This is a genomic window from Streptomyces sp. NPDC033221 (assembly GCF_055577005.1).
This window is the reverse complement of sequence record NZ_JBVIQN010000007.1, coordinates 151,276-176,247: the sequence shown is the minus strand read 5'-3', so window position 1 is coordinate 176,247 and position 24,972 is coordinate 151,276. Positions and strand designations below refer to the sequence as shown.

The window sequence follows — 24,972 nt, the reverse complement described above, 5'->3', positions numbered from 1 at the left end:
GGGGCCGCACCCGGCCCCGCCCCCGGCACGTACCGCCGCTAGAACCCCGCGGGCTCCGTGTAAACGCCCCACTCGTCGCGCAGCACGTCACAGATCTCGCCGAGCGTCGCCTCGGCCCGTACGGCCGCCAGCATCGGCTCGATCATGTTGCCGCCGCTCCGCGCAACGTCCAGCATCGCGGTCAGCGACGCACGCACCCGCGCGTCGTCCCGGGCCGCCTTGCGGTCCGCCAGGACCCGTACCTGCTCGCGCTCGACCTCGTGGCTGACCCGCAGGATCTCCAGGTCGCCGGTGACCGAGCCGTGGTGGCAGTTGACGCCGACGACCTTCTTCTCGCCCTTCTCCAGCGCCTGCTGGTAGCGGAAGGCGGACTCGGCGGTCTCGCCGGTGAACCAGCCGTCCTCGATACCGCGCAGGATGCCGGAGGTCATCGGGCCGATCGGGTGCCGGCCGTTCGGGACGGCCCGGGTGCCGCGCTCCTTTATCTGCTCGAAGATCTTCTCGGCGTCGGCCTCGATCCGGTCGGTCAGCGACTCGATGAACCACGAGCCGCCCAGCGGGTCCGCGACGTTGGCGACGCCGGTCTCCTCCATCAGCACCTGCTGCGTGCGCAGCGCGATCTCCGCGGCCTGCTCGCTGGGCAGGGCGAGGGTCTCGTCCAGCGCGTTGGTGTGCAGGGAGTTGGTCCCGCCGAGGACCGCGGCCAGCGCCTCCACTGCCGTACGGACGACGTTGTTGTACGGCTGCTGGGCGGTCAGCGAGACGCCCGCGGTCTGCGTGTGGAAGCGCAGCCACTGGGCCTTCTCGCTGGTCGCGCCGTACACGTCGCGCATCCAGCGGGCCCAGATGCGGCGGGCCGCCCGGAACTTCGCGATCTCCTCGAAGAAGTCCAGGTGCGCGTCGAAGAAGAAGGACAGGCCGGGCGCGAAGGTGTTGACGTCCAGGCCGCGGGAGAGGCCCAGCTCCACGTACCCGAAGCCGTCGGCGAGGGTGTACGCCAGCTCCTGCGCGGCCGTCGCGCCCGCCTCGCGGATGTGGTAGCCGGAGACCGAGAGCGGCTTGTACGCGGGGATGCCGCGCGCGCAGTGCTCCATCAGGTCGCCGATCAGGCGCAGGTGGGGCTCGGGCGGGAAGAGCCACTCCTTCTGGGCGATGTACTCCTTGAAGATGTCCGTCTGGAGCGTGCCGTTCAGCACGGCCGGGTCGACGCCCTGGCGTTCGGCGGCGACCAGGTACATGCAGAAGACCGGTACGGCCGGGCCGGAGATCGTCATCGAGGTCGTCACGTCACCGAGCGGGATGTCCTTGAACAGGACCTCCATGTCGGCGGCGGAGTCGATGGCGACACCGCAGTGGCCGACCTCGCCCAGCGACCGCGGATCGTCGGAGTCCCGCCCCATCAGCGTCGGCATGTCGAACGCCACGGAGAGTCCGCCGCCCCCCGCCTTCAGGATCATCTTGTAGCGCTCGTTGGTCTGCTCGGCGTTGCCGAAGCCCGCGAACTGCCGGATGGTCCACGTACGGCCGCGGTAGCCGGTCGGGTACAGGCCGCGGGTGAACGGGTACTCCCCCGGCCACCCGATGCGCTCGAAGCCGTCGACCGTGTCGCCGGGGCGGGGGCCGTACACGGGCTCGACGGGATCCCCCGACAGCGTGGTGAAGTCCGCGTCCCGCTTACGGGCGGAGTCGTACCGGGCCTGCCAGCGACGGCGGCCCTCTTCGATCGCGTCAGCGTCCATACCCGCAAATTTACTTGGACGTCCTAGTAATTGTCGATGCCTGACGGACGTGAGCTGCCCTACGGCAGCCGCCGGGCGGCGCGGGAAGGCCGCCGGGCCGGGCCCGGCGGCCGTACGGCGACGGTGCGGCCGTGCAGTGCCTCAGACCTTGGCGGGCTGCGGCGTACCGTCCGTGACCAGCGGCTCGACCTCGCGGACGACCTTGCGCTCGACGAAGAAAGCGGCGGTCGGAATGGTGCCGGAGATCAGCACCCACAGCAGCTTGCCGAACTTCCACTTCGCCTTGGAGCCCAGGTCGAAGGCGAAGACGAGGTAGATGATGTAGAGCACACCGTGGATCTGGGAGACCACGAGCGTCAGGTCCTTGCCCGTGCCGAAGCCGTACTTGGCCACCATGCAGGCGCACAGGACGAGGAGCATGACGGCGGTGACGTAGGCCATCACCCGGTAGCGGGTCAGCACGCTTCGTTTCATGGTCCGAGCGTAACCGCCCGTTCCGGGGCGATCTTCGCCGCCCCTACCACGGATCAGCCGTCCTGGAAATCACCGGCCGCGACCCGCAGCGGCCGCAGCATCGCGAAGATCTCCGCGCACTCCTCTGCGTCATAGGCACCCAGACCGAAATCCATCGCCATCAGGTCGCGGGTGGCCTTGTCGCAGGTCTCGCGCCCCTGCTCCGTGATGGTCGCCAGGGTGCCGCGCCCGTCGTTCGGATTCGGACGCTTGTCGACCAGGCCGGACTTCACCAGCCGGTCGACGGTGTTGGTCACCGAGGTCGGGTGCACCATCAGCCGCTCGCCGATCTTCGACATCGGCAGCTCCCCCGCCTTGGAGAAGGTGAGCAGCACCAGCGCCTCGTACCGGGCGAACGTCAGCCCGTACGGCTTGAGCACCGCGTCCACCTCGGACAGCAGGATCTGATGGGCACGCATGACCGAAGTGATGGCGGCCATGGACGGCACGGCTCCCCAGCGTCGCTGCCACAGTTCGTCGGCGCGGGCGATGGGATCGAAGGCAAGGCTGAGCGGCTTCGGCACGTCTTCGACCCTACCGTCCGGCCATATCGTGGTCAGCCGTGTCTCAGGTTTCGGTACCCGGGCGGATCAGCTGGTGACACGGCCGGTCGGCACGGGTCCACCGCACCGCGGCCACCACCAGCAGCACGCACACCACCCCCACCACCCCGCCGGCCGGCATCACCACCCGCAAGGGCGCGTACTCGGCTGCGGCGCCTGCCACGCCCATGCCCAAGCCCATGATCGTCATGCGGCCCGCCTGCATCACCGTCATCGCCTGCCCCAGCAGTGCGTCGGGTACGGCGGTCACGAACCAGCGGTCCACGCCGAAGTTGTACGCGATGCCGGTGCCGGTCAGTGCGAGCAGTGCCACCGCCCAGCCGAGCGAGGGCCGGGCGGCGAAGCCGAGGGACGGCAGGACGCAGAAGACGCCCAGCGGGAACGTCAGCCGGGCGCGGGCCCGGGGGCCGAGGAAGGTGCCGGCCAGGGTTTCGGCGGTGATCGCGCCGATCGGCATGGCGCACATCAGCAGCCCGGCCCCCGCCGGGCCGGTGCCGAGCTGGTCGGCGTACGGGATGAGCAGCGCCTCCGGCATGACGACGAACGTCGGCGGCAGCCAGGTCAGCAGGAGGAGGGACCGGATACGGCGGTCGGCCAGCAGCTGCCGGGTACCGGCCAGTGAGGCGCCCAGCAGCGCGCCGCGGGACCCGCCGCGCGCGGGGCGGGCACGGGTGCCCAGGCGCAGCAGCAGCGCCGAGCCGAGGAACGTACCGGCCGTGATGGCGAGCACCGCACCGGGCGCCACGGCGGCCAGCAGCAGCCCGCCGGCGGCGAAACCGACCAGTTGCGCGCTCTGGTTGACGATGCGGATCAGCGAACGCCCCAGGACGAACAGGTCGCCCTCCCCCAGCACGTCGCCCAGCGTCGCGGCCCGCGTACCGGCGAAGACGGGGGCTATGGCGGCGGTCGCGCAGCGCAGCGCCAGCAGCACCGCGACCGGCGTGCCCGGGACCACCATCGCGGCGGCGCAGCCCGCGCACAGCAGGTCGCAGACGACGAGGACGCGGCGGGCCGGGTAGCGGTCGGCGACCGCGGAGAGCAGCGTGCCGCCGACGACGTACGGCAGCAGGCCGAGCGCGAACGTCAGCGCGCTCAGCAGCGGCGACCCGGTGAGCCGGTACACCAGCACGGACAGCGCGATCTCGCAGACGACGACGCCGAGCGAGGAGAGGAGGTGCGCGGCGAAGACGTGGCGGAATTCGGGGACGGCGAAGACGGCGCGGTAACCGGCACCGGCGGGCGGTGCCCGGTCCGGGGCCCGGGCGGCGGGCCCGGAAGGCGAGGGCATGGCGGCAGCGTGCCGGGCCGCGCCCCCGCTCCCCAGTCATTCGCCGGCAGCCGAATCCATGACGGAACAGGCCGCCCGGTGGGAAGAGTGGAGGCAGGAGGGAAGGGGGGCCTCGGCCATGCCGCTGAACATGCGCTTCGGCGCGGACGACCTGCTGCGCATCCGCTTCGCCATCTCGCCGCTGTGCGAGACCCACGAAGCCGTACGGACCCTGTTACGCACCGACCGGCACGGCTACCACCTGCCCTGGCTGCGGCGGACGCGCGCGGCGCTGACGGGCCTGGACCTGTCCGCGCTGTGGCTTCTGATGCCGTCCCCGCAGCCCGGCTACACCCCGGACTTCCTGGGCCCGCCGCCGGAGTCCTCGCTCGCGCCCTTCGAGGAGGAGCTGGCGCGGATGCGGGCCACGGACCCGGCCGTCGCCCACGCCGAGCTGGCCAAGTCGCTGGCCTGTACGCCGGGCGCCGCCGAGTCCCCGCGGGGCCGGGCGATGCTGGCGGACCCGGCGGGCGCTGTACAGGAGCTGGCCGACGCCACCGAACGGGCCTGGCACGCGCTGCTGGCCCCGGACTGGCCGCGGCTGCGCGCCCTGCTGGAGGCCGAGGTCGCCTACCGGTCGCGGCAGCTGGCCGGCGACGGGCTGGAGAAGCTGTTCGCCGACCTCGGCCCGCGGATCACCTGGTCCGGCGGCACCCTCACGGTCCGCACCCGCCCCCGGTTCCTGCAGATCCAGGACCTGGCCGGGCGGGGCGTGCTGCTGATGCCGAGCGTCTTCGTATGGCCCGACGTGGTGAGCGCCTACGAGCCGCACTGGCAGCCCACCGTCGTCTACCCGGCGCGCGGCATCGGCGGACTGTGGCACGAGCCGGACACGGGCCCGGCGCTGGCCCGGCTGCTCGGCGTGAACCGGGCGGCGGTGCTCACCGCGCTGGAGGAGCCGGCGTCGACCACCGCGCTGGCACAGCGGCTGGGGCTCGCGCCGTCGTCGGTGTCGGCGCAGCTGTCGGTGCTGCGCGCCGCCGGGCTGCTGACGTCGCGCCGGCACGGGCACGAGGTGCTGTACGAGCGGACGCCGCTGGGCATCGCGCTCAGCGCGGGGAGTGCGGTCGGCACGCCGCCGCGCTGAGGCGTGCCGGTCAGTCGCCGGAGTCTGCCGCGAGATAGCGCTCGACGGTCTCGACCTTGGAGGTCAGGCCGTCGGTGACGGAGGGCCGGATGTCGGCCTTCAGGACGAGCGAGACCCGCCCGGCGCGCGCCTCGACGGCGGCCACGGCGCGCTTGACGACGTCCATGACCTCGTCCCACTCGCCCTCGATGGACGTGAACATGGCGTCCGTACGGTTGGGCAGTCCGGACTCGCGGACCACCCGTACGGCGTCGGCGACGTACTCCCCGACGTCCTCGCCCACCCCCAGCGGGCTCACCGAGAATGCGACGATCATGCGTTGACCACGCCTTCCCGGCGGGCGCGGGCGGCGATGACGGTGGCCTCGGCCTCCCGCTTGAGGCGGCGGTCGGCGATGAACCCGCCGGTCGGCACGATGGACAGGACGAAGTAGAGGGCGGCGGTCCCGAAGGACCACTTCGTGCGGTTCCAGGCGTCCAGCCAGAAGAGCACGTACAGGATGAACAGCACGCCGTGCACCGGGCCCAGGACCGGCACCGCGTTGAAGTCGGTCGTGTACTTCACGATGGTGCAGACGATCAGCAGCAACCAAGAGGCGGCTTCGGGTACGGATGCCAGGCGGAGCCGGCGCAGGGCGGAAGCGGTCTTGATCTCCACGGGAACCTCGTTCGGGTGGCAGGTGGCGGCACGGGAGCGCTTGTGCGGCATTTCACAAGGGCGTCACCATTGTTGCAGGCCCGCAAAGGATCACTGTTCAGGGGTCGGTGCGCCGGTTACCTTCGATCCTGTGGCTCAGTTTCGGCTCCAGGGGAGCAAAGTGCTCGCCGTCGACATGACCGGCGATGCCGTCAAGGCGAAGAACGGCGCGATGGTCGCCTACGACGGCCAGATGACGTTCAAGAAGATGACCGGCGGCGGTGACGGGCTGCGCGGCATGGTCACCCGTCGGCTGACCGGCGAACAGATGGAAGTGATGGAGGTGAAGGGCCACGGCACCTGCTATTTCGCCGACCGTGCGAGCGAGATCAACCTCGTACAGCTGCACGGCGAGAAGCTGTACGTGGAATCCAGCAACCTGCTGTGCACCGACGCGTCGCTGCGCACCGGCACCACCTTCACCGGGCTGCGCGGCGCCTCCCAGGGCAACGGCCTGTTCACCACCACCGTCGAGGGCAGCGGCCAGGCCGCGATCGTCTCCGACGGACCCGCCGTGGTACTGCGCGTCACCAAGCAGTACCCGCTCCAGGTCGACCCGGGCGCGTACGTCGCGCACACCGGCGACCTCAAACAGCACTTCCAGTCCGGGGTGAACTTCCGCACCTTCATCGGCGAGGGCTCCGGCGAGTCCTTCCAGATCCGCTTCGAGGGCGAGGGCCTGGTGTACGTACAGCCCAGCGAGCGCAACACGATCGGCGGGGAGGTCTGATGCCGTTCACCCTCGTGAACTCCCGCATGGTGCGGGCCCAGGTCAGCCCCGGGCAGCGGATGTACAGCCAGCGCGGCGCGATGCTCGCCTATCAGGGCGACGTCGGCTTCACCCCGAACATCCAGGGCGGCCAGGGCGGCATCGGCTCGATGATCGGCCGGCGGATCGCCAACGAGGCGACGCCGCTGATGACCGTGGAAGGGAACGGAACGGTCCTTTTCGGCCACGGCGGCCACCACATCCACGTCGTCGACCTGACCGGCGACACCCTCTACGTCGAGGCGGACCGGCTGCTCGCCTTCGACGGGACGCTCCAGCAGGGCACGATGTTCATGGGGTCGCAGGGCGGCGTGATGGGCATGGTGCGCGGCCAGGTCACCGGCCAGGGCCTGTTCACCACGACCCTCAAGGGGCAGGGCTCGGTGGCCGTGATGGCACACGGCGGTGTCATCGAGCTGCCGATCACCCCGCAGCGGCCCGTGCACGTCGACCCGCAGGCGTACGTGGCGCACCGCGGCGACGTCCGCAACAAGCTGTCCACGGCCCTCGGGTGGCGGGACATGGTCGGCCGCGGCTCGGGAGAAGCGTTCCAGCTGGAGCTGTCCGGCCAGGGCACCGTCTACGTACAGGCGTCGGAGGAGAAACTGTGACCGGTCCCGTCATCCACGACCCCCACACGCTCCCCTCGGACGACAACGTCAACGAGTACACCTTCAGCGTGGACCTGAACGGCCAGTGGTTCCTGCAGAAGGGGAAGATGATCGCCTATTACGGGCGGATCGACTTCCAGGGCATCGGGCACGGCGCGCTGGACCGCCTGATCGCCCACAGTTTCCATTCGCCATTGCACGCCGCGGACTGGGTCGTCGCCGAGGGCCAGGGCAAGATGCTCCTCGCCGACCGGGCGTTCGACGTCAATTCCTACGATCTGGAAGACGGCAACCTGACCATTCGCTCGGGCAACCTGCTCGCCTTTCAGCCATCTCTGTCGCTGAAGCAGTCGATCGTCCCGGGCTTCCTCACCCTGATCGGCACGGGCAAGTTCGTGGCCGCCTCCAACGGCCCGGTCGTCTTCATGGAGCCGCCGATCCGGGTGGACCCGCAGGCCCTGGTGGGCTGGGCGGACTGCCCCTCGCCCTGCCACCACTACGACCACCAGTACCTGCGCGGATTCCTCGGCGGCGTCCGGGCCCACACCGGCCTGGGCGGAGTCTCCGGCGAGGAGCACCAGTTCGAGTTCGTCGGGGCCGGCACGGTGCTGCTCCAGTCCACCGAGCAGCTGATGCCCGAGCTGGCGACGGGCGAGGTCACGGCCGAGGCGGGGGTGCCGGGCGGGGGTGAGGCAACTCGCCAAAGTGGCTCACAACTGCCGCAGCTGCCCGGCGGGCTCGGGGGCCTCCAGCGCCGCTTCGGGCTGTGAGCGGTAGTCTGCAGACGGTGACCTCGAACGCCTGAGCAAGCGCCCGACCGAGCGCCTGAGCCATGTCACAGCCATGACTAATTCGACATTCAACTTTCACGGGTAGAATTCATTCATGACGACCGACAGCGACACTCCCTGGCTGACCGAGCAGGAGCAGCGAGCCTGGCGTACCCACCTGGACGTCAGCCGACTGCTGATGCACCAGCTGGAGCGCGACCTGCAGCCGTTCGGACTGACCAACAACGACTACGAGATCCTGGTCAACCTCTCCGAGGCCGAGGACCGGCGGCTGCGCATGAGCGACCTGGCGGCCGCCACCCTGCAGTCCAAGAGCCGCCTGTCCCACCAGATCACCCGCATGGAGAACGCGGGCCTGGTCCGCCGTGAGAGCTGCGAGTCCGACCGCCGCGGCCTCTACGCGGTGCTCACGGACGAAGGCTGGGACACCATGCGCCGGGTCGCGCCGCACCACGTCGCGTCCGTACGCCGGCACTTCATCGACCTGTTCACCACCGAGAACCTGGAGTCCCTGCGGACCTCCCTGACCCCGGTAGCCGAACACCTCAGAGGCCGCCGCGGCAAGATCTGACGGCTCACGCCGCCGGCAGCCGCAGTTCGAACACCGAGCCGTCGCGCACGGTCAGCGTGCCACCGTGCCGCTCGGCGACGTCGCGGGCGATGGCGAGGCCGAGACCGGCCCCGCCGTCGTCGCGGCTGCGGGCGTCGTCGAGCCGCACGAACCGCTCGAAGATCCGCTCCCGCTCCTCCGGCGGCACCCCCGGCCCGTCGTCCTCGACCCGCAGCACGGCCCACTGCCCGTCGCGCACCACACCCGCCCTCACGGCGCCCGCCGTGTGCCGCTGCGCGTTGTCCAGCAGATTCCCCAGCACCCGCCCCACCTGACTCCGCGACCCGGCGACCTCCACCCCGTCCAAGTCCCCCACCTGCACGGCGATCCGGTCCCCCACCCGCTGCGAGACCTCCTCCCGCACCAGCGCCGCCAAGTCGATGCGGGTGTCCGCCGGCCGCTCCCCCGCGTCCAGCCGCGCCAGCAGCAACAGGTCCGCCGCCAGATTCTGCAGCCGTACGACGTCCTCCACGGCGCCCTCCGCGTCCAGCAGCTCCGGATGCGCGATGCCCACCTCCAACTGCGTCCGCAGGCTCGCGATCGGACTGCGCAGCTCGTGCGAGGCGTCCGCGACGAACCGGCGCTGCCGCTCCACCGACGTCTGGAGCGCGCCGAGCGTCTCGTTGGTCGTACGGGCCAGCCGGTCGATCTCGTCCCGCGACCCCGGCTCCGGAACCCGCCGCGAGAGGTCCGTACTCGCCGTGATCACGGCCATCTCCCGCCGGATGCCCTCCACCGGACGCAGCGCCCGCCGCGTCACCAGCCACGTCACACCCGCCACCACCAGCAGCAGACACGGCAGCCCGATGAGCATCGCGGTACGCACCGAACCCACCGCCTCGCGCTCCGCCGCCAGCGGCGAACCCGCCCGCACCACGGCCTTGCCGCCCTGCGTGTCCTTGGCCTCGACGGTGGCGAACCGATAGTCCGCCGTCCGCCGCCCGACCATCGCCGTACCGGCACTGTGCCGGGCCTCGTCCTCCACCTCGCCCGGCTTGATCCCGTGATCGTCATCGTCGTCGTCCGGCTGCCGCGCGGCCGGCGCATGCCGCTCCGTCACGGCCTTCCCGTCCACCGCCCGGACGTCGTCACCCGCCGCCAGCACCCGCCCGTCCTCGGCCAGCACCACCACCGGACGGTCGTCCCCGTCCGGCAGATCCAGCTTGTCGTACGGCTTGCCGGTCGCGATCTGCGTCGCGACCTCCCGCGCTGCGTTCTCCGCCTGAAGATCCGCCTGCCCCACCAGGTTGTGCTGCAGCACCAGCAGCAGCGCCGCCCCCGCAGCGACCAGCGCCACCGCCACCACCAGCGAGGCCCCCACCGCGGCCCGAACCCGTACCTTCCCGAAGACCCTACGCACCGGACACCAGCCGGTACCCGGCGCCGCGCACCGTCACGATCGCCGCGGCACCCAGCTTCCGGCGCAGCGCGCTCACGTACACCTCGACGATGTTGTTGTCGCCCTCGTACGCGAAGTCCCACACGTGTTCCAGGATCTCCGCCTTCGAGACCACGTTGCCCGCGCGCAGCGCCAGTTGCTCCAGCACCGCGAACTCCTTCGCCGTCAGCGTCACCTCCACGCCGGCCCGCTCCACGCGGCGCGCGCCCTGGTCGATGCTCAGCTCACCCACCCGCAGCACAGGCAGCGCCGAGCGCCCGCGCCGGCGCAGCAGCGCCTTCACGCGGGCCACCAGCACGACGTAGGAGAACGGCTTCGTCAGATAGTCATCCGCGCCGGTGTCCAGCCCCTCGGCCTCGTCGTACTCGCCGTCCTTGGCCGTCAGCATCAGCACCGGTACGTCATTGCCTGCCGCGCGCAGGGCGCCGCACACGCGGTACCCGTTCATCCCCGGCAGCATGATGTCCAGGATCACCAGGTCGTACGCGCCCTCACCCGCCCGGTGCAGGCCCTCCAGGCCGTCGTGCACCACATCGACCGCGTACCCCTCGGCCATCAGTCCCTTGGCCAGCGACAGAGCCAGCCGCTTCTCGTCCTCCACGATCAACAGGCGCATACGCACACGATGCCATCGCCTGCCTGAAGCCCGCTTCAGGTGACTTCAGCCTGGCTTCAGCTTCCCTCCGCCACGGTGGACCACGTCATCGAGCAACACCTCACCAACCGGGGAGAACGAACCGAGATGAAGCGCAACATCGTCATCGCCACCGTGGCCGCGGCCGCCCTCATCGGCGGCGGCACCGCTACCGCCGTCGCCTTCAGCGGCGACTCCGCGCAGGCGTCTTCGACGCCGAGCGCGTCTTCGACGCCGCGGTCCAGTGTCAACGTGCCCAACGACGACGTGAACGAGGACGCACGGGAGGCCAAGGCCGCGACCGTCTCCGCCCCGCAGGCCGCCGCCGCGGCCCTGAAGGCCACCCCCGGCACCGTCACCGGCATCGACCTCGACCAGGACCGGCCCGGCCTGGTCTGGGAGGTCGACATCCTCGGCAAGGACAACAAGTGGCACGAGGTCACCCTCGACGCGGGCGACGCGAAGGTCCTGAACCAGCGCGTCGAGCACGAGGGTGACGATGACCACGGCGTCGACCACGCCCGCGCCGAGCTGAAGGGTGCCACCGTCGACGCCACGGAGGCGGCCCGGAAGGCCGCCGCCAAGTACGGCACCGTCACCTCCGTCGACCTGGACGACGACCACCGTGCGAGCGCCGCCTGGGAGGTCGAAACCGTCACCAAGGACGGGAAGGAGCACAAGGTGCTCGTTGATCCGAAGACGGGGGCGGTGTCGGATGCACCGCGGGAGGCCGATGGTGACGGCCAGGACGACTAGTCCTTCCCGGGGGCAGCCGACGACGCACCTCAGGGGGGTGGGCCTCGTTCGTGGGTTCACCCCCCTGCGGGGGCCCGAGCCCCCCACCCACCGGACCGACCGCGCACCACGTGCCCCCCCCGCACGCATAAACCCAGCCCGCCCCGCACAACCCCAGCCCGTCCGGCGTTTGAGGACACCTGAACGGCAACCACAACGCCGGAAAAGCCGAACCCCGAAACAACGCGCGCAAAGCGCGCATCGCCGAACTACCCCGCCGTCAACCCGGCAACCAGCTCATCCGCCGCCGCATAAGGATCCAGTTCGCCCGCCACGATGCGTTCCGACAGGACGGACAGGCGGCGGTCGCCTCGTAGGTCGCCGATGCGTTCGCGGAGGCGGGTGACGGCGATGGTTTCGACCTCGCGAGCCGCCCGCACGCGTCGGCGTTCCGTGAGGGTGCCGTGTTCCTCGGCCCAGGCCCGGTGCTTTTCGAGGGCCTCCAGGACCTCGTCCATGCCCTCGCCCCGGGCGGCCACCGTTTTGACGATGGGGGGCCGCCAGTCGCCGGGCGCGCGGGCTTCGCCGAGGCCGAGCATGTGGTTCAGTTCGCGGGCCGTCGCGTCGGCGCCGTCGCGGTCGGCCTTGTTGACGACGTAGACGTCGCCGATTTCCAGGATGCCGGCCTTGGCCGCCTGGATGCCGTCCCCCATGCCCGGTGCGAGCAGCACCATCGTCGTGTCGGCCTGGCCGGCGATGTCGACCTCGGACTGGCCGACGCCCACCGTCTCGACGAGGATCACGTCGCAGCCCGCCGCGTCCAGGACCCGGATGGCCTGGGGTGCGGCCCAGGCGAGGCCGCCCAGGTGGCCGCGGGTGGCCATGGAGCGGATGTAGACGCCGGGGTCGGACGCGTGGTCCGACATCCGTACGCGGTCGCCGAGGAGGGCGCCGCCGGAGAACGGGGAGGACGGGTCGACGGCGAGTACGCCCACCCGCTTGCCGGCCCGGCGGTACGCGCTGACCAGGGCGGACGTGGATGTCGACTTGCCGACTCCGGGCGAGCCGGTGAGGCCGACGACATAGGCCCGGCCGGTCAGCGGAGCCAGTGCGGCCATCACCTCACGCAGCTGCGGGGACGCGCCCTCGACCAGCGAGATCAGCCGGGCCACGGCCCGCGGCCGGCCCTGCCGGGCCTGTTCCACCAGCTCGGGGACGTCCACCATCGGCCAGTTCCTCCCAGTTCGTTCCGTGTGGGGCATGTGGAGCATGTGTGCGACGCGCGGCGAGCGAGGGGGCCGGCAGGCGACGACGCGGGGGACGCCGGTGGCGGCGACGCGGTACGCCGCCCGCCACCCCGCCCCGCCTGCGCGGCCCTACTTCCCCGGCACCCGGAGGATCAGCGCGTCGCCCTGACCGCCACCGCCGCACAGCGCCGCGGCCCCGACGCCGCCGCCCCGGCGCCGCAGTTCCAGTGCCAGGTGGAGCACGATGCGGGCGCCGGACATGCCGATCGGGTGACCGAGCGCGATCGCCCCGCCGTTGACGTTCACCTTTTCCGGCGATACGCCCAGATCCTTCATTGACTGCACGGCCACCGCGGCGAACGCCTCGTTGATCTCGATCAGGTCAAGATCCTCGACGGTGAGGCCGGCCTTGCCCAGGGCGTGGCGGATCGCGTTGCTGGGCTGGGACTGGAGGGAATTGTCCGGGCCTGCCACGTTTCCGTGCGGGCCGATTTCCGCGATCCACTCCAGGCCGAGTTCCTCGGCCTTGGCCTTGCTCATGACGACCACCGCGGCGGCGCCGTCGGAGATCTGGGAGGACGTGCCGGCGGTGATGGTGCCGTCCTTGGCGAAGGCGGGGCGGAGTTTGGCGAGGGTTTCGGTGGTGGTTTCCCCGCGGATGCCCTCGTCCTTGCTGAAGACGACCGGCTCGCCCTTGCGCTGCGGGATCTCCACGGGGGTGATCTCGGCCTCGAAGAGGCCGTTCTTCTGGGCGGCGGCGGCCCGCTGGTGGGAGCGGGCGGCGATCTCGTCCTGCTCGGCGCGGCCGATGCCCAGGCGGGTGTTGTGCTTCTCGGTGGACTCGCCCATGGCGACGTTCTCGTACGCGTCGGTGAGGCCGTCGTGGGCCATCGAGTCGAGCATTTCGACGGCGCCGTACTTGAAGCCCTCGCGGGACTTGGGCAGCAGGTGCGGCGCGTTGGTCATGGACTCCTGGCCGCCGGCCACGACCACGTCGAACTCGCCGGCGCGGATCAGCTGGTCGGCGAGGGCGATGGCGTCCAGGCCGGAGAGGCAGACCTTGTTGACGGTCAGGGCCGGGACGCTCATCGGGATGCCGGCCTTGACGGCGGCCTGGCGGGCGGGGATCTGGCCCGCGCCGGCCTGCAGCACCTGACCCATGATCACGTACTGCACCTGGTCACCGCCGATGCCCGCCCGGTCCAGCGCGGCCTTGATGGCCGCGCCGCCCAGGTCGGCGCCGGTGAAGCTGCGCAGGGACCCCAGCAGGCGGCCCATGGGGGTACGGGCGCCCGCGACGATCACGGAGGTGGTGCTGGACGTACCGTTCGCTGTCGACATCAGCGCGGCCCTTCCTGTACAGGGAGGTTAACGAGGGTTCCCGTCAATGTACTGAGCGGTAGGCGCCGGGTCACCGGGCTGCGGGTGTGATCGCGCGCACGTTGCGTAACCACGCGTGCGAGCGGTGCACTGGAGCCATGCTGACGCGAATCGACCACATCGGGATCGCCTGCGAGAACCTCGACGCGACCGTCGAGTTCTACCGCGCCACGTACGGCTTCGAGGTGTTCCACACCGAGGTCAACGAGGAGCAGGGCGTCCGCGAGGCCATGCTGAAGATCAACGAAACGTCGGACGGCGGCGCCTCGTACCTCCAGCTCCTGGAACCCATCCGGGCGGACTCCGCGGTGGGCAAGTGGCTCGCCAAGAACGGCGAGGGGGTGCACCACATCGCCTTCGGTACGGCGGATGTGGACGGGGACGCGGGGGCCATTCGGGAGAAGGGGGTCCGGGTGCTCTACGACGAGCCGCGGGTGGGTTCCATGGGGTCGCGGATCACCTTTCTGCACCCCAAGGACTGCCATGGCGTACTGACCGAACTGGTCACCGCGGCCCCTCATGAGGGAACTGCCGCCCCCGCTTCCACGTCTCCCTCCACGACGGAGCACTGACCTTTCCCTTCCCCGGCCGGTAGAGTGCATCTTCGGCCGGGGGCCGGGTCGGGGCCCGGTCCACACTCCGCCGATGATCTGACACCATTTCTTCGGAAGGGTCAGCTCCAGCACGCGCCCGGCACGAGGCATTTCGGGCTGCGGACGAGCAGATGGGAGCCGGCCGCCACCATGACCAGGGGACGGATGGGACCGCGCAGTGCGGGGCAACGACCGCTACGAGGCTGACGACCACCTCTCGCAGTTCGAGGCCGAGATGGAGCGGCTGAAGACGGAGCGGGACAAGGCGGTCCAGCACGCCGACGACCTCGGGTACCAGGTCGAGGTGTTGCGAGCCAAGCTCCATGAGGCGCGGCGCACCATCGCGGCCCGCCCCGCTTACGACAACGTCAGCCACCAGGCCGATCAGCTGCTGCGCAACGCGCAGATCCAGGCCGACCAGTTGCGGACGGACGCCGAGCGCGAGGTGCGTGAGGCGCGCGCGCAGACGCAGCGGCTGCTGCAGGAGCAGGCCGAGCGCCAGGCGCGCATGGAGGCCGACCTGCACGCCGAGGCGGTCGAGCGCCGCCGCCGGCTGGACGAGGAGCTCAACGAGCGCCGCCAGACCGTCGAGTCGCACGTCAACGAGAACGTGGCCTGGGCGGAGCAGCTGCGCGCCCGCACGGAGTCGCAGGCGCGCCGGCTGATGGACGAGTCGCGGGCCGAGGCCGAGCAGGCGCTGGCCGCCGCCCGCGCCGAGGCACAGCGGCTGGCCGAGCAGACCCGCGCCCGGCTGGGCAGCGAGGCCGAGCAGGCGCGCACCGAGGCCGACGCGATCCTGCGCCGGGCCCGGGCGGACGCCGAGCGGCTGCTGAACGCCGCCTCCACCCAGGCCCAGGAGGCAACGGACCAGGCCGAGCAGCTGCGCACCAGCGTCGGTACGGAGTCCGAGGAGGCGCGCCGGCAGGCCGCCGAGCTGACGCGGACCGCCGAGGCCCGGATGCAGGAGGCCGACCGCGCGCTGCGCGAGGCCCGCGCCGAGGCGGAGAAGCTGGTCTCGGAGGCGCAGGAGAGCGCCACGAAGCGGCTGTCGGCCGCCGAGTCGGACCAGGAGCAGCGGCTGCGGACGGCCAAGGCGGAGATCGCCCGGCTGGTCGGTGAGGCCACGAAGGAGGCCGAAGCCCTCAAGGCGGAGGCCGAGCAGCTGCGCGCGGACGCCCGTGCGGAAGCGGAGCGGCTGGTCGCCGAGGCGCAGGAGGCCGCCCGTTCCAAGGCGGCGGAGGACTCCGCGGCGCAGCTCGCGAAGGCCGCGCGGACCGCCGAGGAGGTGCTGACCAAGGCGTCCGAGGACGCCAAGGCCACCACGAAGGCCGCCGCCGAGGAGGCCGAGCGGGTCCGCCGGGAGGCCGAGGCCGAGGCGGACCGGCTGCGCGGTGAGGCGCACGACACCGCCGAGCAGCTCAAGGGCGCCGCCAAGGACGACACGAAGGAGTACCGCGCCAAGACCGTCGAGCTCCAGGAGGAGGCACGGCGGCTGCGCGGCGAGGCCGAGCAGCTGCGGGCCGAGGCCGTCGACGAGGGCGACCGGATCCGGGCCGAGGCGCGCCGGGAGGCGGTCCAGCAGATCGAGGAGGCGGCCGCCACCGCCGAGGAGCTGCTGGCCAAGGCGAAGTCGGACGCCGAGGAGACGCGTTCGGGCGCGAGCGCGGAGAGCGAGCGGGTCCGTACCGAGGCCATCGAGCGGGCCACGGCGCTGCGCAAGCAGGCCGAGGAGGCGCTGGAGCGCGCCCGCGAGGAGGCCGAGGAACTGCGCGGCGAGGGCGAGGAGGCCGCCGCGGAGCTGAGGTCGGAGGCCGAGGAGGCCGCGCGGCAGCTGCGTACGGAGGCCGAGGAGGCCGCCGCGGAGCGCCGCGCCGAGGTCCAGGAGGAGCTGGACCGGCTGCAGACGGAGGCCGCCGAGAAGGTCGCCGCGGCCGAGGAGTCGCTGCACGACGCCCGTGGCGAGGCAGAGAAGCTGCGCCGGGAGGCGCAGGAGGAGGCCGCCAAGCTCAAGGCGGAGTCCGCGGAGCGGCTGCGGGTGCTCCAGCAGCAGGCCGAGGAGGAGGCCGAGCGGCTGCGGACGGAGGCGGCGACCGACGCATCCGCCGCGCGCGCCGAGGGCGAGTCCGTCGCCGTACGGCTGCGCAGTGACGCCGCCGCCGAGGCGGAGCGGCTGAAGACCGAGGCGCAGGAGACCGCGGACCGGGTGCGCGCGGAGGCCGCGGCCGCCGCGGAGCGCACGGGCGCCGAGGCCGCCGAGGCGCTGGCCGCTGCCCAGGAGGAGGCGGCCCGCCGTCGCCGGGAGGCCGAGGAGCTGCTCGGCGAGGCCCGCGAGGAGGCCCACCAGGAGCGCACGGCCGCGCGCGAGCAGAGCGAGGAACTGCTGGCCTCGGCCCGCAAGCGGGTCGCCGAGGCACAGGAGGAGGCGGAGCGGCTGGTCGAGGAGGCGGACCGGCGCGCCGACGAGCTGGTCACCGCCGCCGAGCAGACCGCCCAGCAGGTGCGGGACGCGGTCTCCGGGCTGCACGAGCAGGCCGAGGAGGAGATCGCCGGGCTGCGCTCGGCGGCCGAGCACGCCGCGGACCGGACACGGACCGAGGCGCAGGAGGAGGCCGACCGGGTACGGGCCGACGCCTACGCGGAGCGCGAGCGCGCCGCCGAGGACGCGGGCCGCACCCGCCGCGAGGCGCAGGAGGAGGCCGAGGCCGCCAAGGCCCTCGCCGACCGGACGGTCGCGGAGGCCATCGCGGAGGCCGACCGGCTGCGCGCGGAGGCCGACAGCACGCTCGACGAGGCGCGCGAGGCGGCCGGCAAGGCGCGTACGGACGCCGCCGAGCAGGCCGACAGCCTGGTCGCGGAGGCCACCGCACAGGCCGAGAAGCTGGTGGCGGACGCCTCCGCCAAGGCGCAGCAGCTGCGTACGGACGCGTCCGACGCGCTGGCCTCGGCCGAGCAGGACGCCAACCGGGCCCGCGCGGAGGCCCGCAACGACGCCAACCGGATGCGTTCGGACGCCGCCGAACAGGTGGACCAGCTCCTCACCGAGGCCCGCGCGGAGGCCGAACGGATCGTCACCGAGGCGACCGAGCTGACCTCTTCGGCGCAGGACGACGCGGACCGCACGGTCCGCGAGGGCCGGGAGACCGCCGAGCGGCTGCGGGCCGAGGGCGAGCAGCGGGCCGCGGAGCTGGTCGCGGAGGCGACCGCCGAGGCGGAGCGGCTGCGGGCCGAGGCGGCCGAGGCGCTGGAGACCGCGCGCCGGGAGGCGGAGCGGACCGGCGACGAGGCGCGCGAGGCGGCGAACAAGACCCGTTCGGACGCCGCCGAGCAGGCCGACCAGCTGATGTCCGAGGCGGGCAGCGAGGCCGAGAAGCTGCGCGCGGACGCGGCGGAGGCCGTCGCTGGCGCCGAGCGGGACGCCGACCGCACCCGGGCGGACGCCCGTGAGCAGGCGGACCGGATGATCGCCGAGGCCACCGCGGAGGCGGACCGGCTGCGGGCGGAGGCGGCGGACACCGTCACCTCGGCGCAGGAGCACGCCACCCGTACGCGGGCCGAGTCCGAGCGGATCAAGGAGGAGGCGGAGGCCGAGGCCGACCGGCTGCGTACCGAGGCGCTGGAGGAGTCGGAGCAGACCGTCGACGCGGCGCGCAAGGACGCGGCGCAGCGCCGCGCGGACGCCGCCGAGCAGGCCGACCAGCTGGTGGCCAAGGCCCAGGAGGAGGCGCTGAAGTCGGCGACCGCCGCCGAGGAGCAGGCCGACCTGATGGTGGGCGCGGCCCGCAAGGAGGCCGACCGGATCGTCCAGGAGGCCACCGCCGAGGGCAACGCGATGGTCGAGAAGTCCCGTACGGACGCGGATGTCCTGCTGAGCGAGGCCCGCGGGGACGCCACCGCGATAAGGGAACGTGCCGAGGAGCTGCGGACCCGGATCGAGGGCGAGGTCGAGGAGCTGCACGAGCGGGCCCGCCGCGAGTCGTCGGAGACGATGAAGAACGCCGGGGAGCGTGTCGACAAGCTGATCGCGCAGGCCACGCAGCAGCAGGCGGAGGCCGAGGAGAAGGCCAAGCGGATGGTGTCGGACGCCAGCAGCGAGGCCAGCAAGGTGCGGATCGCCGCGGTGAAGAAGGCGGAGGGGCTGCTCAAGGAGGCCGAACAGAAGAAGGCCGAGGCCGTACGGGAGTCGGAGCGGCTGCGCGCCGAGGCCCGCGCGGAGGCGGAGCGGATCGTGGAGGAGGGGCAGCGGGAACTGGAGGTGCTGGTGCGGCGCCGCAAGGACATCAACGCGGAGATCTCCCGTGTCCAGGACGTGCTGGAGGCGTTGGAGTCTTTCGAGGCCCCGGCCAACGGTGGTGGCAAGGACGGGGCGAAGGCCGCGGCGGGGGCGGGCGCAACTCGTTCGAGTGGCAAGCAGTCTGAGGGGTAGCCACCCGAATGAGGGGCCATTCTCCACTTCAAACGCGCAATGACTCGATGACACGCCGTTGCGGCCCCTAGGATTCCCTTTATCACCTCACCGGTCTCTTTCGACAGGAACCCCATGAGCGACACTTCCTCCCCCTACGGCTTCGAGCTCGTGCGGCGTGGGTACGACCGCGGTCAGGTGGACGACCGCATCTCGAAGCTGGTCGCCGACCGCGACAGCGCCCTGGCCCGTATCACCTCGCTGGAGAAGCGGATCGAGGAGCTGCACCTCGAAACGCAGAACGCCCAGGCCCAGGTCAATGACGCCGAACCGTCCTACGCGGGCCTCGGTGCGCGCGTGGAGAAGATCCTCCGGCTCGCGGAGGAAGAGGCGAAGGACCTGCGCGAGGAGGCCCGGCGGGCCGCCGAGCAGCACCGCGAGCTGGCCGAGTCGGCCGCCCAGCAGGTCCGTAATGACGCCGAGCAGTTCGCGACGGACCGCAAGGCCAAGGCGGAGGACGAGGGCTCCCGCATCGTCGAGAAGGCGCAGGGCGAGGCGACCGCGCTGCGCGCCGAGGCGCAGAAGGACGCGCAGTCCAAGCGGGAGGAGGCGGACTCCCTCTTCGAGGAGACCCGCGCCAAGGCCGCGCAGGCGGCGGCGGACTTCGAGACCAACCTCGCCAAGCGCCGCGAGCAGTCCGAGCGGGACCTGGCGTCGCGTCAGGCCAAGGCCGAGAAGCGGCTGGCGGAGATCGAGCACCGGGCGGAGCAGCTGCGGCTGGAGGCCGAGAAGCTGCGGACGGACGCGGAGCGCCGGGCCCGCCAGACGGTGGAGACGGCGCAGCGGCAGGCCGAGGACATCGTGGCCGACGCGAACGCCAAGGCGGACCGGATCCGCAGCGAGTCGGAGCGGGAGCTGGCGGCGCTGACCAACCGCCGGGACTCGATCAACGCCCAGCTGACGAACGTCCGCGAGATGCTCGCGACGCTCACCGGTGCGGCGGTCGCCGCGGCCGGTACCCCGGCGGACGAGGAGCCGATCTCCCGCGGCGTCCCGGCGCAGCAGTCGCGCTGAGGCGCCGTTCGTCGTTGTGACGCCGGTGCGGCCGGTGGGTTCTTGCGACCCGCACCCGTGACGGCCGGTACCGCGCACGACGGGGCAGGTGTTGTCCGCCCGCCCGCCTCTCCCCGGAGGCCGGGCGGGCGGAATGCTTTCAGCAGACAGTACGAGCGGTCGCGGGGCGCGGCGGGCCTGCCGCGCGATGTCCGGTACGCCCGAGATGCGGGGCCCCCGGCCCCCGCTTAGCGTGCTGTACATGATCGAGATCGAGGGGCTGACCAAGCGTTACGGCGACAAGCTCGCCGTGGACGGGCTGACCTTCACCGTGCGGCCCGGGATCGTCACCGGCTTCCTCGGCCCCAATGGCGCCGGCAAGTCCACGACCATGCGGATGATGCTCGACCTGGACCACCCGACGTCGGGACGGGTCCGTATCGACGGCCGGCACTACCGGCAGCTGTCCGATCCCCTGAAACACCTCGGCGCGCTGCTGGACGCCAAGGCCGTGCACGGTGGCCGGAGCGCCTTCAACCACCTGCTGTGCCTGGCGCAGAGCAACGGCATCCCGCGCGCCCGGGTCCACGAGGTGCTGGACACCGTCGGGCTCACCGCGGTGTCCAAGAAGCGCTCCAAGGGCTTCTCCCTGGGCATGGGCCAGCGCCTGGGCATCGCCGGGGCACTGCTCGGCGACCCCGAGATCCTGATGTTCGACGAACCGGTCAACGGGCTCGACCCCGAAGGCATCCACTGGATCCGCAACCTGATGAAGGGTCTGGCGGCGCAGGGCCGGACGGTCTTCGTCTCCTCGCACCTGATGAGCGAGATGGCCCTGACCGCCGAACACCTCATCGTCATCGGCCAGGGACGGCTGCTGGCGGACACCTCGATGGCGGAGTTCATCCGGGAGAACTCGCGCTCGTACGTACGGATGCGGTCGCCGGAGCGCGAGCGGCTGCTGGACACGCTCCGGGGCGACGGATACGCGGCGGCGGCGTCCGGTGACGCGCTGGAGGTGGACGGGGCGAGCGCCGCCGACCTCGGCGAGCTGGCCGCGCGGCACCGGATCGTCCTGCACGAACTCAGCCCGCAGCAGGCATCCCTGGAGGAGGCGTTCATGCAGCTGACCGCCGGGTCGGTGGAGTACCACGCGCACTCGGACGGGCCGCGGCCCGCGCCGCCGCCGGAGGACGGCCTGCCGGACGCTCCGCCGCCTCCCGGGACGCCGGGAGCGCCGCCCCAGGGCACGCCCCCGGGTACACCGCCGGGCGGCGGCTGGGGCGCCGGCTGGCGGAACAAGAAGCGGGGGTCCTGACGATGGCGGCGGTCTCCCAGGTCCTGAGATCGGAGTGGACCAAGATCCGGTCGGTGCGGTCCACGGTGTGGACGCTGGGCATCGCGCTGGTCGTCACCGTCACGCTGGGCGCGCTGATCTGCCTGCTCGCCTCGAACGACTTCGGCACCATGTCCCCGCGCGACCGGCTCGTCTTCGACCCCACGAACATCAGCTTCGCCGGGATGGGCCTCGGCCAGCTCGCGATGATCGTCTTCGGGGTGCTGGTGGTCTCCAACGAGTACAGCACCGGCATGATCCGCACCTCGCTCGCCGCCGTACCGCGGCGCGGCACCTTCCTCTTCAGCAAGATCGCCGTCGCCACCCTGCTCGCCCTCGTCATCTCCTTCGTGACGGCCTTCCTCTGCTTCTTCATCGGCCAGGCGATGCTCGGCACGCACGCGGCGTCCCTCGGCGACCCGGGCGTCCTGCGGGCCGTGGTGGGCGGCGGGCTGTACATGACGCTGATCTCGGTGTTCTCGATGGGCGTGGCGACCATGCTGCGCAGCCCCATGCTGGCGCTGGGCATCCTGATGCCGTTCTTCTTCCTGATCTCCAGCATCCTGGGGAACGTCTCGGCCACCAAGAAGATCGGCTGGTACCTCCCCGACCAGGCCGGTCAGAAGATCATGCAGGTGGTGCCGCCGACCGGGGACGAGGTGCCGTACGGGCCGTGGGGCGGCTTCGCCATCATGCTCGTGTGGACCGCGGCCGTACTGCTCGGCGGATACGTGATGTTGAAGCGGCGCGACGCCTGAGGAGCCACGCCGGCCCGGCGTGAACCCCCGGAGCCCCACGCGCCCCGCAGGCCCGCGTTTTGACGGGAACCGTCAGCCTGCGGATAACCTCCTAACCCTCACGGGGGTACGAGAGCACCTCTGCCCCGAACCATTTCTGAGGGGCGGAGAATGATCGAGGCATTCGGTCTGACGAAGCGCTACGGCGCCAAGACGGCCGTGCACCAGCTGTCGTTCCAGGTGCGGCCGGGCACCGTCACCGGCTTCCTGGGACCCAACGGCTCCGGCAAGTCCACGACGATGCGCATGATCCTGGGGCTGGACACCCCGACGTCCGGGCACGTCACGATCGGCGGCATCCCGTTCCGCAAGGTGCCCAACGCCCCGCGGCACGTCGGCGCGCTGCTCGACGCCAAGGCCGTGCACGGCGGCCGCAGCGCCCGCCAGCACCTGCTCTCCCTCGCCCAGCTCTCCGGCATCCCGGCGCGCCGGGTCGACGAAGTACTCGGCGTGGTCGGCCTCCAGGACGTCGCCCGCAAGCGCTCCAACGGCTTCTCGCTCGGCATGGGCCAGCGCCTGGGCATCGCGGCGGCCCTGCTCGGCGACCCGCAGGTGCTGCTCTTCGACGAGCCGGTCAACGGCCTGGACCCCGAGGGCATCCTGTGGGTCCGCAACCTGATGAAGCAGCTGGCCGCCGAGGGCCGTACGGTCTTCGTCTCCTCGCACCTGATGAGCGAGATGGCGCTGACCGCCGAGCACCTGATCGTCATCGGCCGCGGCCAGTTGCTCGCCGACATGTCGGTCAAGGACTTCATCTCGGCCAACTCCGCCGACTTCGCCCGGGTCCGCACGCCGGACACCGAGCCGGCGCTGCGCGAGAAGCTGGGCTCGCTGCTCGGCGAGGCGGGCGCCCAGGTCGTGCCGGAACAGGACGGCGCGCTGCGCGTCAGCGGACTGCCGCTGCCCCGCATCAGCGACCTCGCCCACGACGCGGACATCCGCCTGTGGGAGCTGTCGCCGCACCAGGCGTCCCTGGAAGAGGCGTACATGCAGCTCACGCAGGGCGTCGTGGACTACCGCTCGACGACCGACCAGCGGGCCGGCCTCCAGCAGCAGGCGCCCGGTCACGCGCCGCAGGGTCCCGGTGCACCGGGGCAGCCGCCGCAGGGGTACGCGCCCGGAGCGCCGCAGCCGGGCCCGTACGGGCAGCCCGGTCACCCGGGTCAGCCGCAGGGCCACCCCGGGGCCCAGGGACAGCCGAACCCGTACGCGCAGGGCCCCGGTGGCGCGCCGGGCCAGGGGTACCCGCCGCCGATGGCCGGCCAGGGCTCGCCGTACGGACAGCCGAACCCGTACGGGCAGCCGCAGCCGGGCCCGCAGGCCGGCGCCCCGGCGCCGATGCCGCCCGCCGCCGCCCCCGCCGACATGTCCAAGCCGCACACCGAGGACGCCCGATGACCAGCCCTCAGCAGCCGCAGCCGCAGCCTGAGCCGCACGACACCGACGCCCCCGGCGCCGGCGCGATGCCCCCGGCGGGGGCCCCGCAGCCGCCCGCCGAGCAGCCGGAGCCCCGGCCGCTGGCCGCACACCCGCAGCCGGAGCAGCAGTCCGCCGAGCAGCCCCCGGCGCAGCAGCCGGCCCAGGCGCCGCAGGCGGGTGCTCCGGCGCGCGAGGCCGGCACGATGATGCTTCAGGCCCAGCAGCCGCCGGCCGCCGCGCCCGGCAAGGAGGCCGGGACGATGATGCTCCAGGCCCAGCCCGCGCCGCAGGGTGCGCCCGGGCCGCAGGGTGCTCCGAGGGACGCGGGCACGATGACGCTCCAGGCCCAGCAGCCGCCCGCCGGTCCCCCGCAGCAGCCGCTCCACCAGCCGCACCAGCCCGCGCAGCAGCAGGCGCAGCTGCCGCCTCAGCAGCAGCAGATCCCGGCCGCCTGGCAGGCCGCCGGCCCCGGTGGCGCCGCCCCGGCCTATGTCTCGCCGATCCCGGTACGCCGTACGAACCTCGGCCACGCCCTCGCCTCCGAGTGGACGAAGATCCGCTCGGTGCGCTCCACGATGTGGACGCTGGGCGTGATGGTCCTGCTGAACGTCGGCATCGGACTGCTGATGTCGCTGGTGCTGGCAAGCCCGGACCGGGTGGTCGAGCCCAAACTCGGCTTCGCCTGGTTCGGCCTGCTGCTCGGCACGCTGTGCGTGATCCCCCTCGGCGTCCTGGTGATCGCCTCGGAGTACGGCACCGGCATGATCCGTACGACGTTCACGGCCTGCCCCAGCCGGGCCCGGGTGCTGACCGCCAAGGCGATCGTCCTGTTCGGGCTGACGTTCGTCATCACCACGGTCTCCAACGTGCTGGTCGCGGTGGCGCACTCCGGGATGCTCAACGGCCCGGCGCCGACCGGCGACCAGTGGCTGCGCGCCACGGTCGGCTCCGGCCTGTTCGTGGCCGTGCTGAGCCTGCTGGCCCTGGGGGCGGGCACGCTGCTGCGGCACTCGGCCGGCGCGATCAGCGCGATGATGGGCCTGGTCCTGCTGCCGATGCTGCTGGCCGTGTTCATGATCGGGTCGGACAGCCTGCGCCCGTTCGCGACCAAGCTGATCGAGTACTCGATCCCGAACAACCTCGCCGCGATCTACGACCAGCCCTTCATGCCCGAAGGCCCGTCCGGCTGGCAGCCGCTGCTCGTCCTCCTGGGCGTCACCGCCGTCGTCCTCGGCGGCGCCTACGCCGCGCTGGAGAAGCGCGACGTGTAA

At 72.1% G+C, this 24,972-nt stretch carries 23 protein-coding genes; 13 read left to right on the top strand and 10 right to left on the bottom strand.

The window, feature by feature from the left end; genetic code table 11:
• Positions 1–38 precede the first annotated feature (38 nt).
• The 4 genes from ACZ53K_RS11700 to ACZ53K_RS11685 all read right to left on the bottom strand — a co-directional run bounded on the left by ACZ53K_RS11700 (position 39) and on the right by ACZ53K_RS11685 (position 4,103).
• On the bottom strand, positions 39–1,739 hold the full coding sequence (locus tag ACZ53K_RS11700) for an acyl-CoA mutase large subunit family protein (RefSeq protein ID WP_468834254.1): 1,701 nt from the start codon (positions 1,737–1,739) through the stop codon (positions 39–41).
• Positions 1,740–1,880: 141 nt separating this feature from the next.
• The gene (locus ACZ53K_RS11695; protein ID WP_073757739.1) at positions 1,881–2,213 is read right to left on the bottom strand and encodes a DUF3817 domain-containing protein; all 333 of its coding nucleotides are present in this window, start codon (positions 2,211–2,213) and stop codon (positions 1,881–1,883) included.
• A gap of 53 nt (positions 2,214–2,266) precedes the next feature.
• Positions 2,267–2,776, bottom strand: a complete 510-nt coding sequence (locus ACZ53K_RS11690) for a MarR family winged helix-turn-helix transcriptional regulator (protein WP_468834252.1) — start codon at positions 2,774–2,776, stop codon at positions 2,267–2,269.
• Positions 2,777–2,819: 43 nt separating this feature from the next.
• Positions 2,820–4,103: an MFS transporter gene (locus tag ACZ53K_RS11685; RefSeq protein WP_468834250.1), complete on the bottom strand. Its 1,284-nt coding sequence runs from the start codon at positions 4,101–4,103 to the stop codon at positions 2,820–2,822.
• Between the two features lie 118 nt (positions 4,104–4,221).
• Between ACZ53K_RS11685 and ACZ53K_RS11680 the strand changes: the two genes are divergently transcribed.
• Positions 4,222–5,229, top strand: a complete 1,008-nt coding sequence (locus ACZ53K_RS11680; protein WP_468834247.1) for an ArsR/SmtB family transcription factor — start codon at positions 4,222–4,224, stop codon at positions 5,227–5,229.
• 10 nt (positions 5,230–5,239) lie between these two features.
• Here the strand turns inward: ACZ53K_RS11680 and ACZ53K_RS11675 are convergent, their stop codons facing one another.
• Both ACZ53K_RS11675 and ACZ53K_RS11670 read right to left on the bottom strand, forming a co-directional pair.
• Positions 5,240–5,545 carry an MTH1187 family thiamine-binding protein gene (locus tag ACZ53K_RS11675; RefSeq protein WP_468834246.1) on the bottom strand — a complete coding sequence of 102 codons (306 nt, stop codon included), beginning with the start codon at positions 5,543–5,545 and terminating at the stop codon, positions 5,240–5,242.
• A complete protein-coding gene (locus ACZ53K_RS11670) occupies positions 5,542–5,886 on the bottom strand; it encodes a DUF3817 domain-containing protein (RefSeq protein WP_468834547.1) in 345 nt (114 codons plus the stop codon). The genes ACZ53K_RS11675 and ACZ53K_RS11670 overlap by 4 nt, the downstream gene beginning before the upstream one ends.
• A gap of 160 nt (positions 5,887–6,046) precedes the next feature.
• Between ACZ53K_RS11670 and ACZ53K_RS11665 the strand changes: the two genes are divergently transcribed.
• The 4 genes from ACZ53K_RS11665 to ACZ53K_RS11650 all read left to right on the top strand — a co-directional run bounded on the left by ACZ53K_RS11665 (position 6,047) and on the right by ACZ53K_RS11650 (position 8,667).
• Entirely contained in the window at positions 6,047–6,655 is a 609-nt protein-coding gene (locus ACZ53K_RS11665; protein ID WP_468834545.1) for an AIM24 family protein, read from the top strand.
• Positions 6,655–7,305 carry an AIM24 family protein gene (locus ACZ53K_RS11660; RefSeq protein ID WP_468834244.1) on the top strand — a complete coding sequence of 217 codons (651 nt, stop codon included), beginning with the start codon at positions 6,655–6,657 and terminating at the stop codon, positions 7,303–7,305. The genes ACZ53K_RS11665 and ACZ53K_RS11660 overlap by 1 nt, the downstream gene beginning before the upstream one ends.
• Positions 7,302–8,075 (top strand): AIM24 family protein, encoded by a 774-nt coding sequence (locus ACZ53K_RS11655; protein WP_468834242.1) that lies wholly within the window; start codon positions 7,302–7,304, stop codon positions 8,073–8,075. The genes ACZ53K_RS11660 and ACZ53K_RS11655 overlap by 4 nt, the downstream gene beginning before the upstream one ends.
• Positions 8,076–8,190: 115 nt before the next feature.
• On the top strand, positions 8,191–8,667 hold the full coding sequence (locus tag ACZ53K_RS11650) for a MarR family winged helix-turn-helix transcriptional regulator (RefSeq protein ID WP_468834240.1): 477 nt from the start codon (positions 8,191–8,193) through the stop codon (positions 8,665–8,667).
• Positions 8,668–8,671: 4 nt separating this feature from the next.
• Here ACZ53K_RS11650 and ACZ53K_RS11645 read toward each other — a convergent pair whose 3' ends face one another.
• A complete protein-coding gene (locus ACZ53K_RS11645) occupies positions 8,672–10,066 on the bottom strand; it encodes a sensor histidine kinase (RefSeq protein WP_468834237.1) in 1,395 nt (464 codons plus the stop codon).
• A complete protein-coding gene (locus ACZ53K_RS11640; protein WP_468834235.1) occupies positions 10,059–10,721 on the bottom strand; it encodes a response regulator transcription factor in 663 nt (220 codons plus the stop codon). Before ACZ53K_RS11640 ends, ACZ53K_RS11645 begins: the two co-directional genes overlap by 8 nt.
• Before the next feature lie 126 nt (positions 10,722–10,847).
• On the opposite strand from ACZ53K_RS11640, the gene ACZ53K_RS11635 reads away from it, so the two are divergent.
• Entirely contained in the window at positions 10,848–11,495 is a 648-nt protein-coding gene (locus ACZ53K_RS11635; protein ID WP_468834233.1) for a PepSY domain-containing protein, read from the top strand.
• A gap of 248 nt (positions 11,496–11,743) precedes the next feature.
• Here ACZ53K_RS11635 and meaB read toward each other — a convergent pair whose 3' ends face one another.
• Positions 11,744–12,700, bottom strand: a complete 957-nt coding sequence (gene meaB / locus ACZ53K_RS11630) for a methylmalonyl Co-A mutase-associated GTPase MeaB (RefSeq protein ID WP_468834231.1) — start codon at positions 12,698–12,700, stop codon at positions 11,744–11,746.
• Positions 12,701–12,850: 150 nt separating this feature from the next.
• Positions 12,851–14,026 (bottom strand): acetyl-CoA C-acetyltransferase, encoded by a 1,176-nt coding sequence (locus tag ACZ53K_RS11625; protein WP_468834544.1) that lies wholly within the window; start codon positions 14,024–14,026, stop codon positions 12,851–12,853.
• Between the two features lie 173 nt (positions 14,027–14,199).
• Here ACZ53K_RS11625 and mce point away from each other — a divergent pair, with 173 nt between their 5' ends.
• The 7 genes from mce (at position 14,200) to ACZ53K_RS11590 (ending at position 24,972) form a co-directional block, all read left to right on the top strand.
• Positions 14,200–14,673, top strand: a complete 474-nt coding sequence (gene mce, locus ACZ53K_RS11620; protein ID WP_468834228.1) for a methylmalonyl-CoA epimerase — start codon at positions 14,200–14,202, stop codon at positions 14,671–14,673.
• Positions 14,674–14,872: 199 nt separating this feature from the next.
• Positions 14,873–19,117, top strand: a complete 4,245-nt coding sequence (gene scy, locus ACZ53K_RS11615; RefSeq protein WP_468834226.1) for a polarized growth protein Scy — start codon at positions 14,873–14,875, stop codon at positions 19,115–19,117.
• Between the two features lie 114 nt (positions 19,118–19,231).
• On the top strand, positions 19,232–20,170 hold the full coding sequence (locus ACZ53K_RS11610) for a coiled-coil domain-containing protein (protein ID WP_030022165.1): 939 nt from the start codon (positions 19,232–19,234) through the stop codon (positions 20,168–20,170).
• A gap of 241 nt (positions 20,171–20,411) precedes the next feature.
• Positions 20,412–21,467, top strand: coding sequence for an ATP-binding cassette domain-containing protein (locus ACZ53K_RS11605; RefSeq protein ID WP_468834223.1), 1,056 nt, complete (start codon positions 20,412–20,414; stop codon positions 21,465–21,467).
• A 2-nt stretch (positions 21,468–21,469) separates the two neighbouring features.
• Entirely contained in the window at positions 21,470–22,243 is a 774-nt protein-coding gene (locus ACZ53K_RS11600) for an ABC transporter permease (protein ID WP_468834221.1), read from the top strand.
• A 150-nt stretch (positions 22,244–22,393) separates the two neighbouring features.
• Entirely contained in the window at positions 22,394–23,680 is a 1,287-nt protein-coding gene (locus ACZ53K_RS11595) for an ABC transporter ATP-binding protein (RefSeq protein ID WP_468834219.1), read from the top strand.
• Positions 23,677–24,972, top strand: a complete 1,296-nt coding sequence (locus ACZ53K_RS11590; protein WP_468834217.1) for an ABC transporter permease — start codon at positions 23,677–23,679, stop codon at positions 24,970–24,972. Before ACZ53K_RS11595 ends, ACZ53K_RS11590 begins: the two co-directional genes overlap by 4 nt.

What these genes read in the sequence shown, in the direction of transcription:
- ACZ53K_RS11590 (WP_468834217.1), top strand. Translation starts at nt 23,677, where the DNA reads ATGACCAGCCCTCAGCAGCCGCAGCCGCAGCCTGAGCCGCACGACACC.
- ACZ53K_RS11680 (WP_468834247.1), top strand. Translation starts at nt 4,222, where the DNA reads ATGCCGCTGAACATGCGCTTCGGCGCGGACGACCTGCTGCGCATCCGC.
- mce (WP_468834228.1), top strand. Translation starts at nt 14,200, where the DNA reads ATGCTGACGCGAATCGACCACATCGGGATCGCCTGCGAGAACCTCGAC.
- ACZ53K_RS11635 (WP_468834233.1), top strand. Translation starts at nt 10,848, where the DNA reads ATGAAGCGCAACATCGTCATCGCCACCGTGGCCGCGGCCGCCCTCATC.
- ACZ53K_RS11610 (WP_030022165.1), top strand. Translation starts at nt 19,232, where the DNA reads ATGAGCGACACTTCCTCCCCCTACGGCTTCGAGCTCGTGCGGCGTGGG.
- ACZ53K_RS11650 (WP_468834240.1), top strand. Translation starts at nt 8,191, where the DNA reads ATGACGACCGACAGCGACACTCCCTGGCTGACCGAGCAGGAGCAGCGA.
- ACZ53K_RS11675 (WP_468834246.1), bottom strand. Translation starts at nt 5,545, where the DNA reads ATGATCGTCGCATTCTCGGTGAGCCCGCTGGGGGTGGGCGAGGACGTC.
- ACZ53K_RS11700 (WP_468834254.1), bottom strand. Translation starts at nt 1,739, where the DNA reads ATGGACGCTGACGCGATCGAAGAGGGCCGCCGTCGCTGGCAGGCCCGG.
- ACZ53K_RS11660 (WP_468834244.1), top strand. Translation starts at nt 6,655, where the DNA reads ATGCCGTTCACCCTCGTGAACTCCCGCATGGTGCGGGCCCAGGTCAGC.
- meaB (WP_468834231.1), bottom strand. Translation starts at nt 12,700, where the DNA reads ATGGTGGACGTCCCCGAGCTGGTGGAACAGGCCCGGCAGGGCCGGCCG.
- ACZ53K_RS11685 (WP_468834250.1), bottom strand. Translation starts at nt 4,103, where the DNA reads ATGCCCTCGCCTTCCGGGCCCGCCGCCCGGGCCCCGGACCGGGCACCG.
- ACZ53K_RS11605 (WP_468834223.1), top strand. Translation starts at nt 20,412, where the DNA reads ATGATCGAGATCGAGGGGCTGACCAAGCGTTACGGCGACAAGCTCGCC.
- ACZ53K_RS11695 (WP_073757739.1), bottom strand. Translation starts at nt 2,213, where the DNA reads ATGAAACGAAGCGTGCTGACCCGCTACCGGGTGATGGCCTACGTCACC.
- ACZ53K_RS11595 (WP_468834219.1), top strand. Translation starts at nt 22,394, where the DNA reads ATGATCGAGGCATTCGGTCTGACGAAGCGCTACGGCGCCAAGACGGCC.
- ACZ53K_RS11600 (WP_468834221.1), top strand. Translation starts at nt 21,470, where the DNA reads ATGGCGGCGGTCTCCCAGGTCCTGAGATCGGAGTGGACCAAGATCCGG.
- ACZ53K_RS11640 (WP_468834235.1), bottom strand. Translation starts at nt 10,721, where the DNA reads ATGCGCCTGTTGATCGTGGAGGACGAGAAGCGGCTGGCTCTGTCGCTG.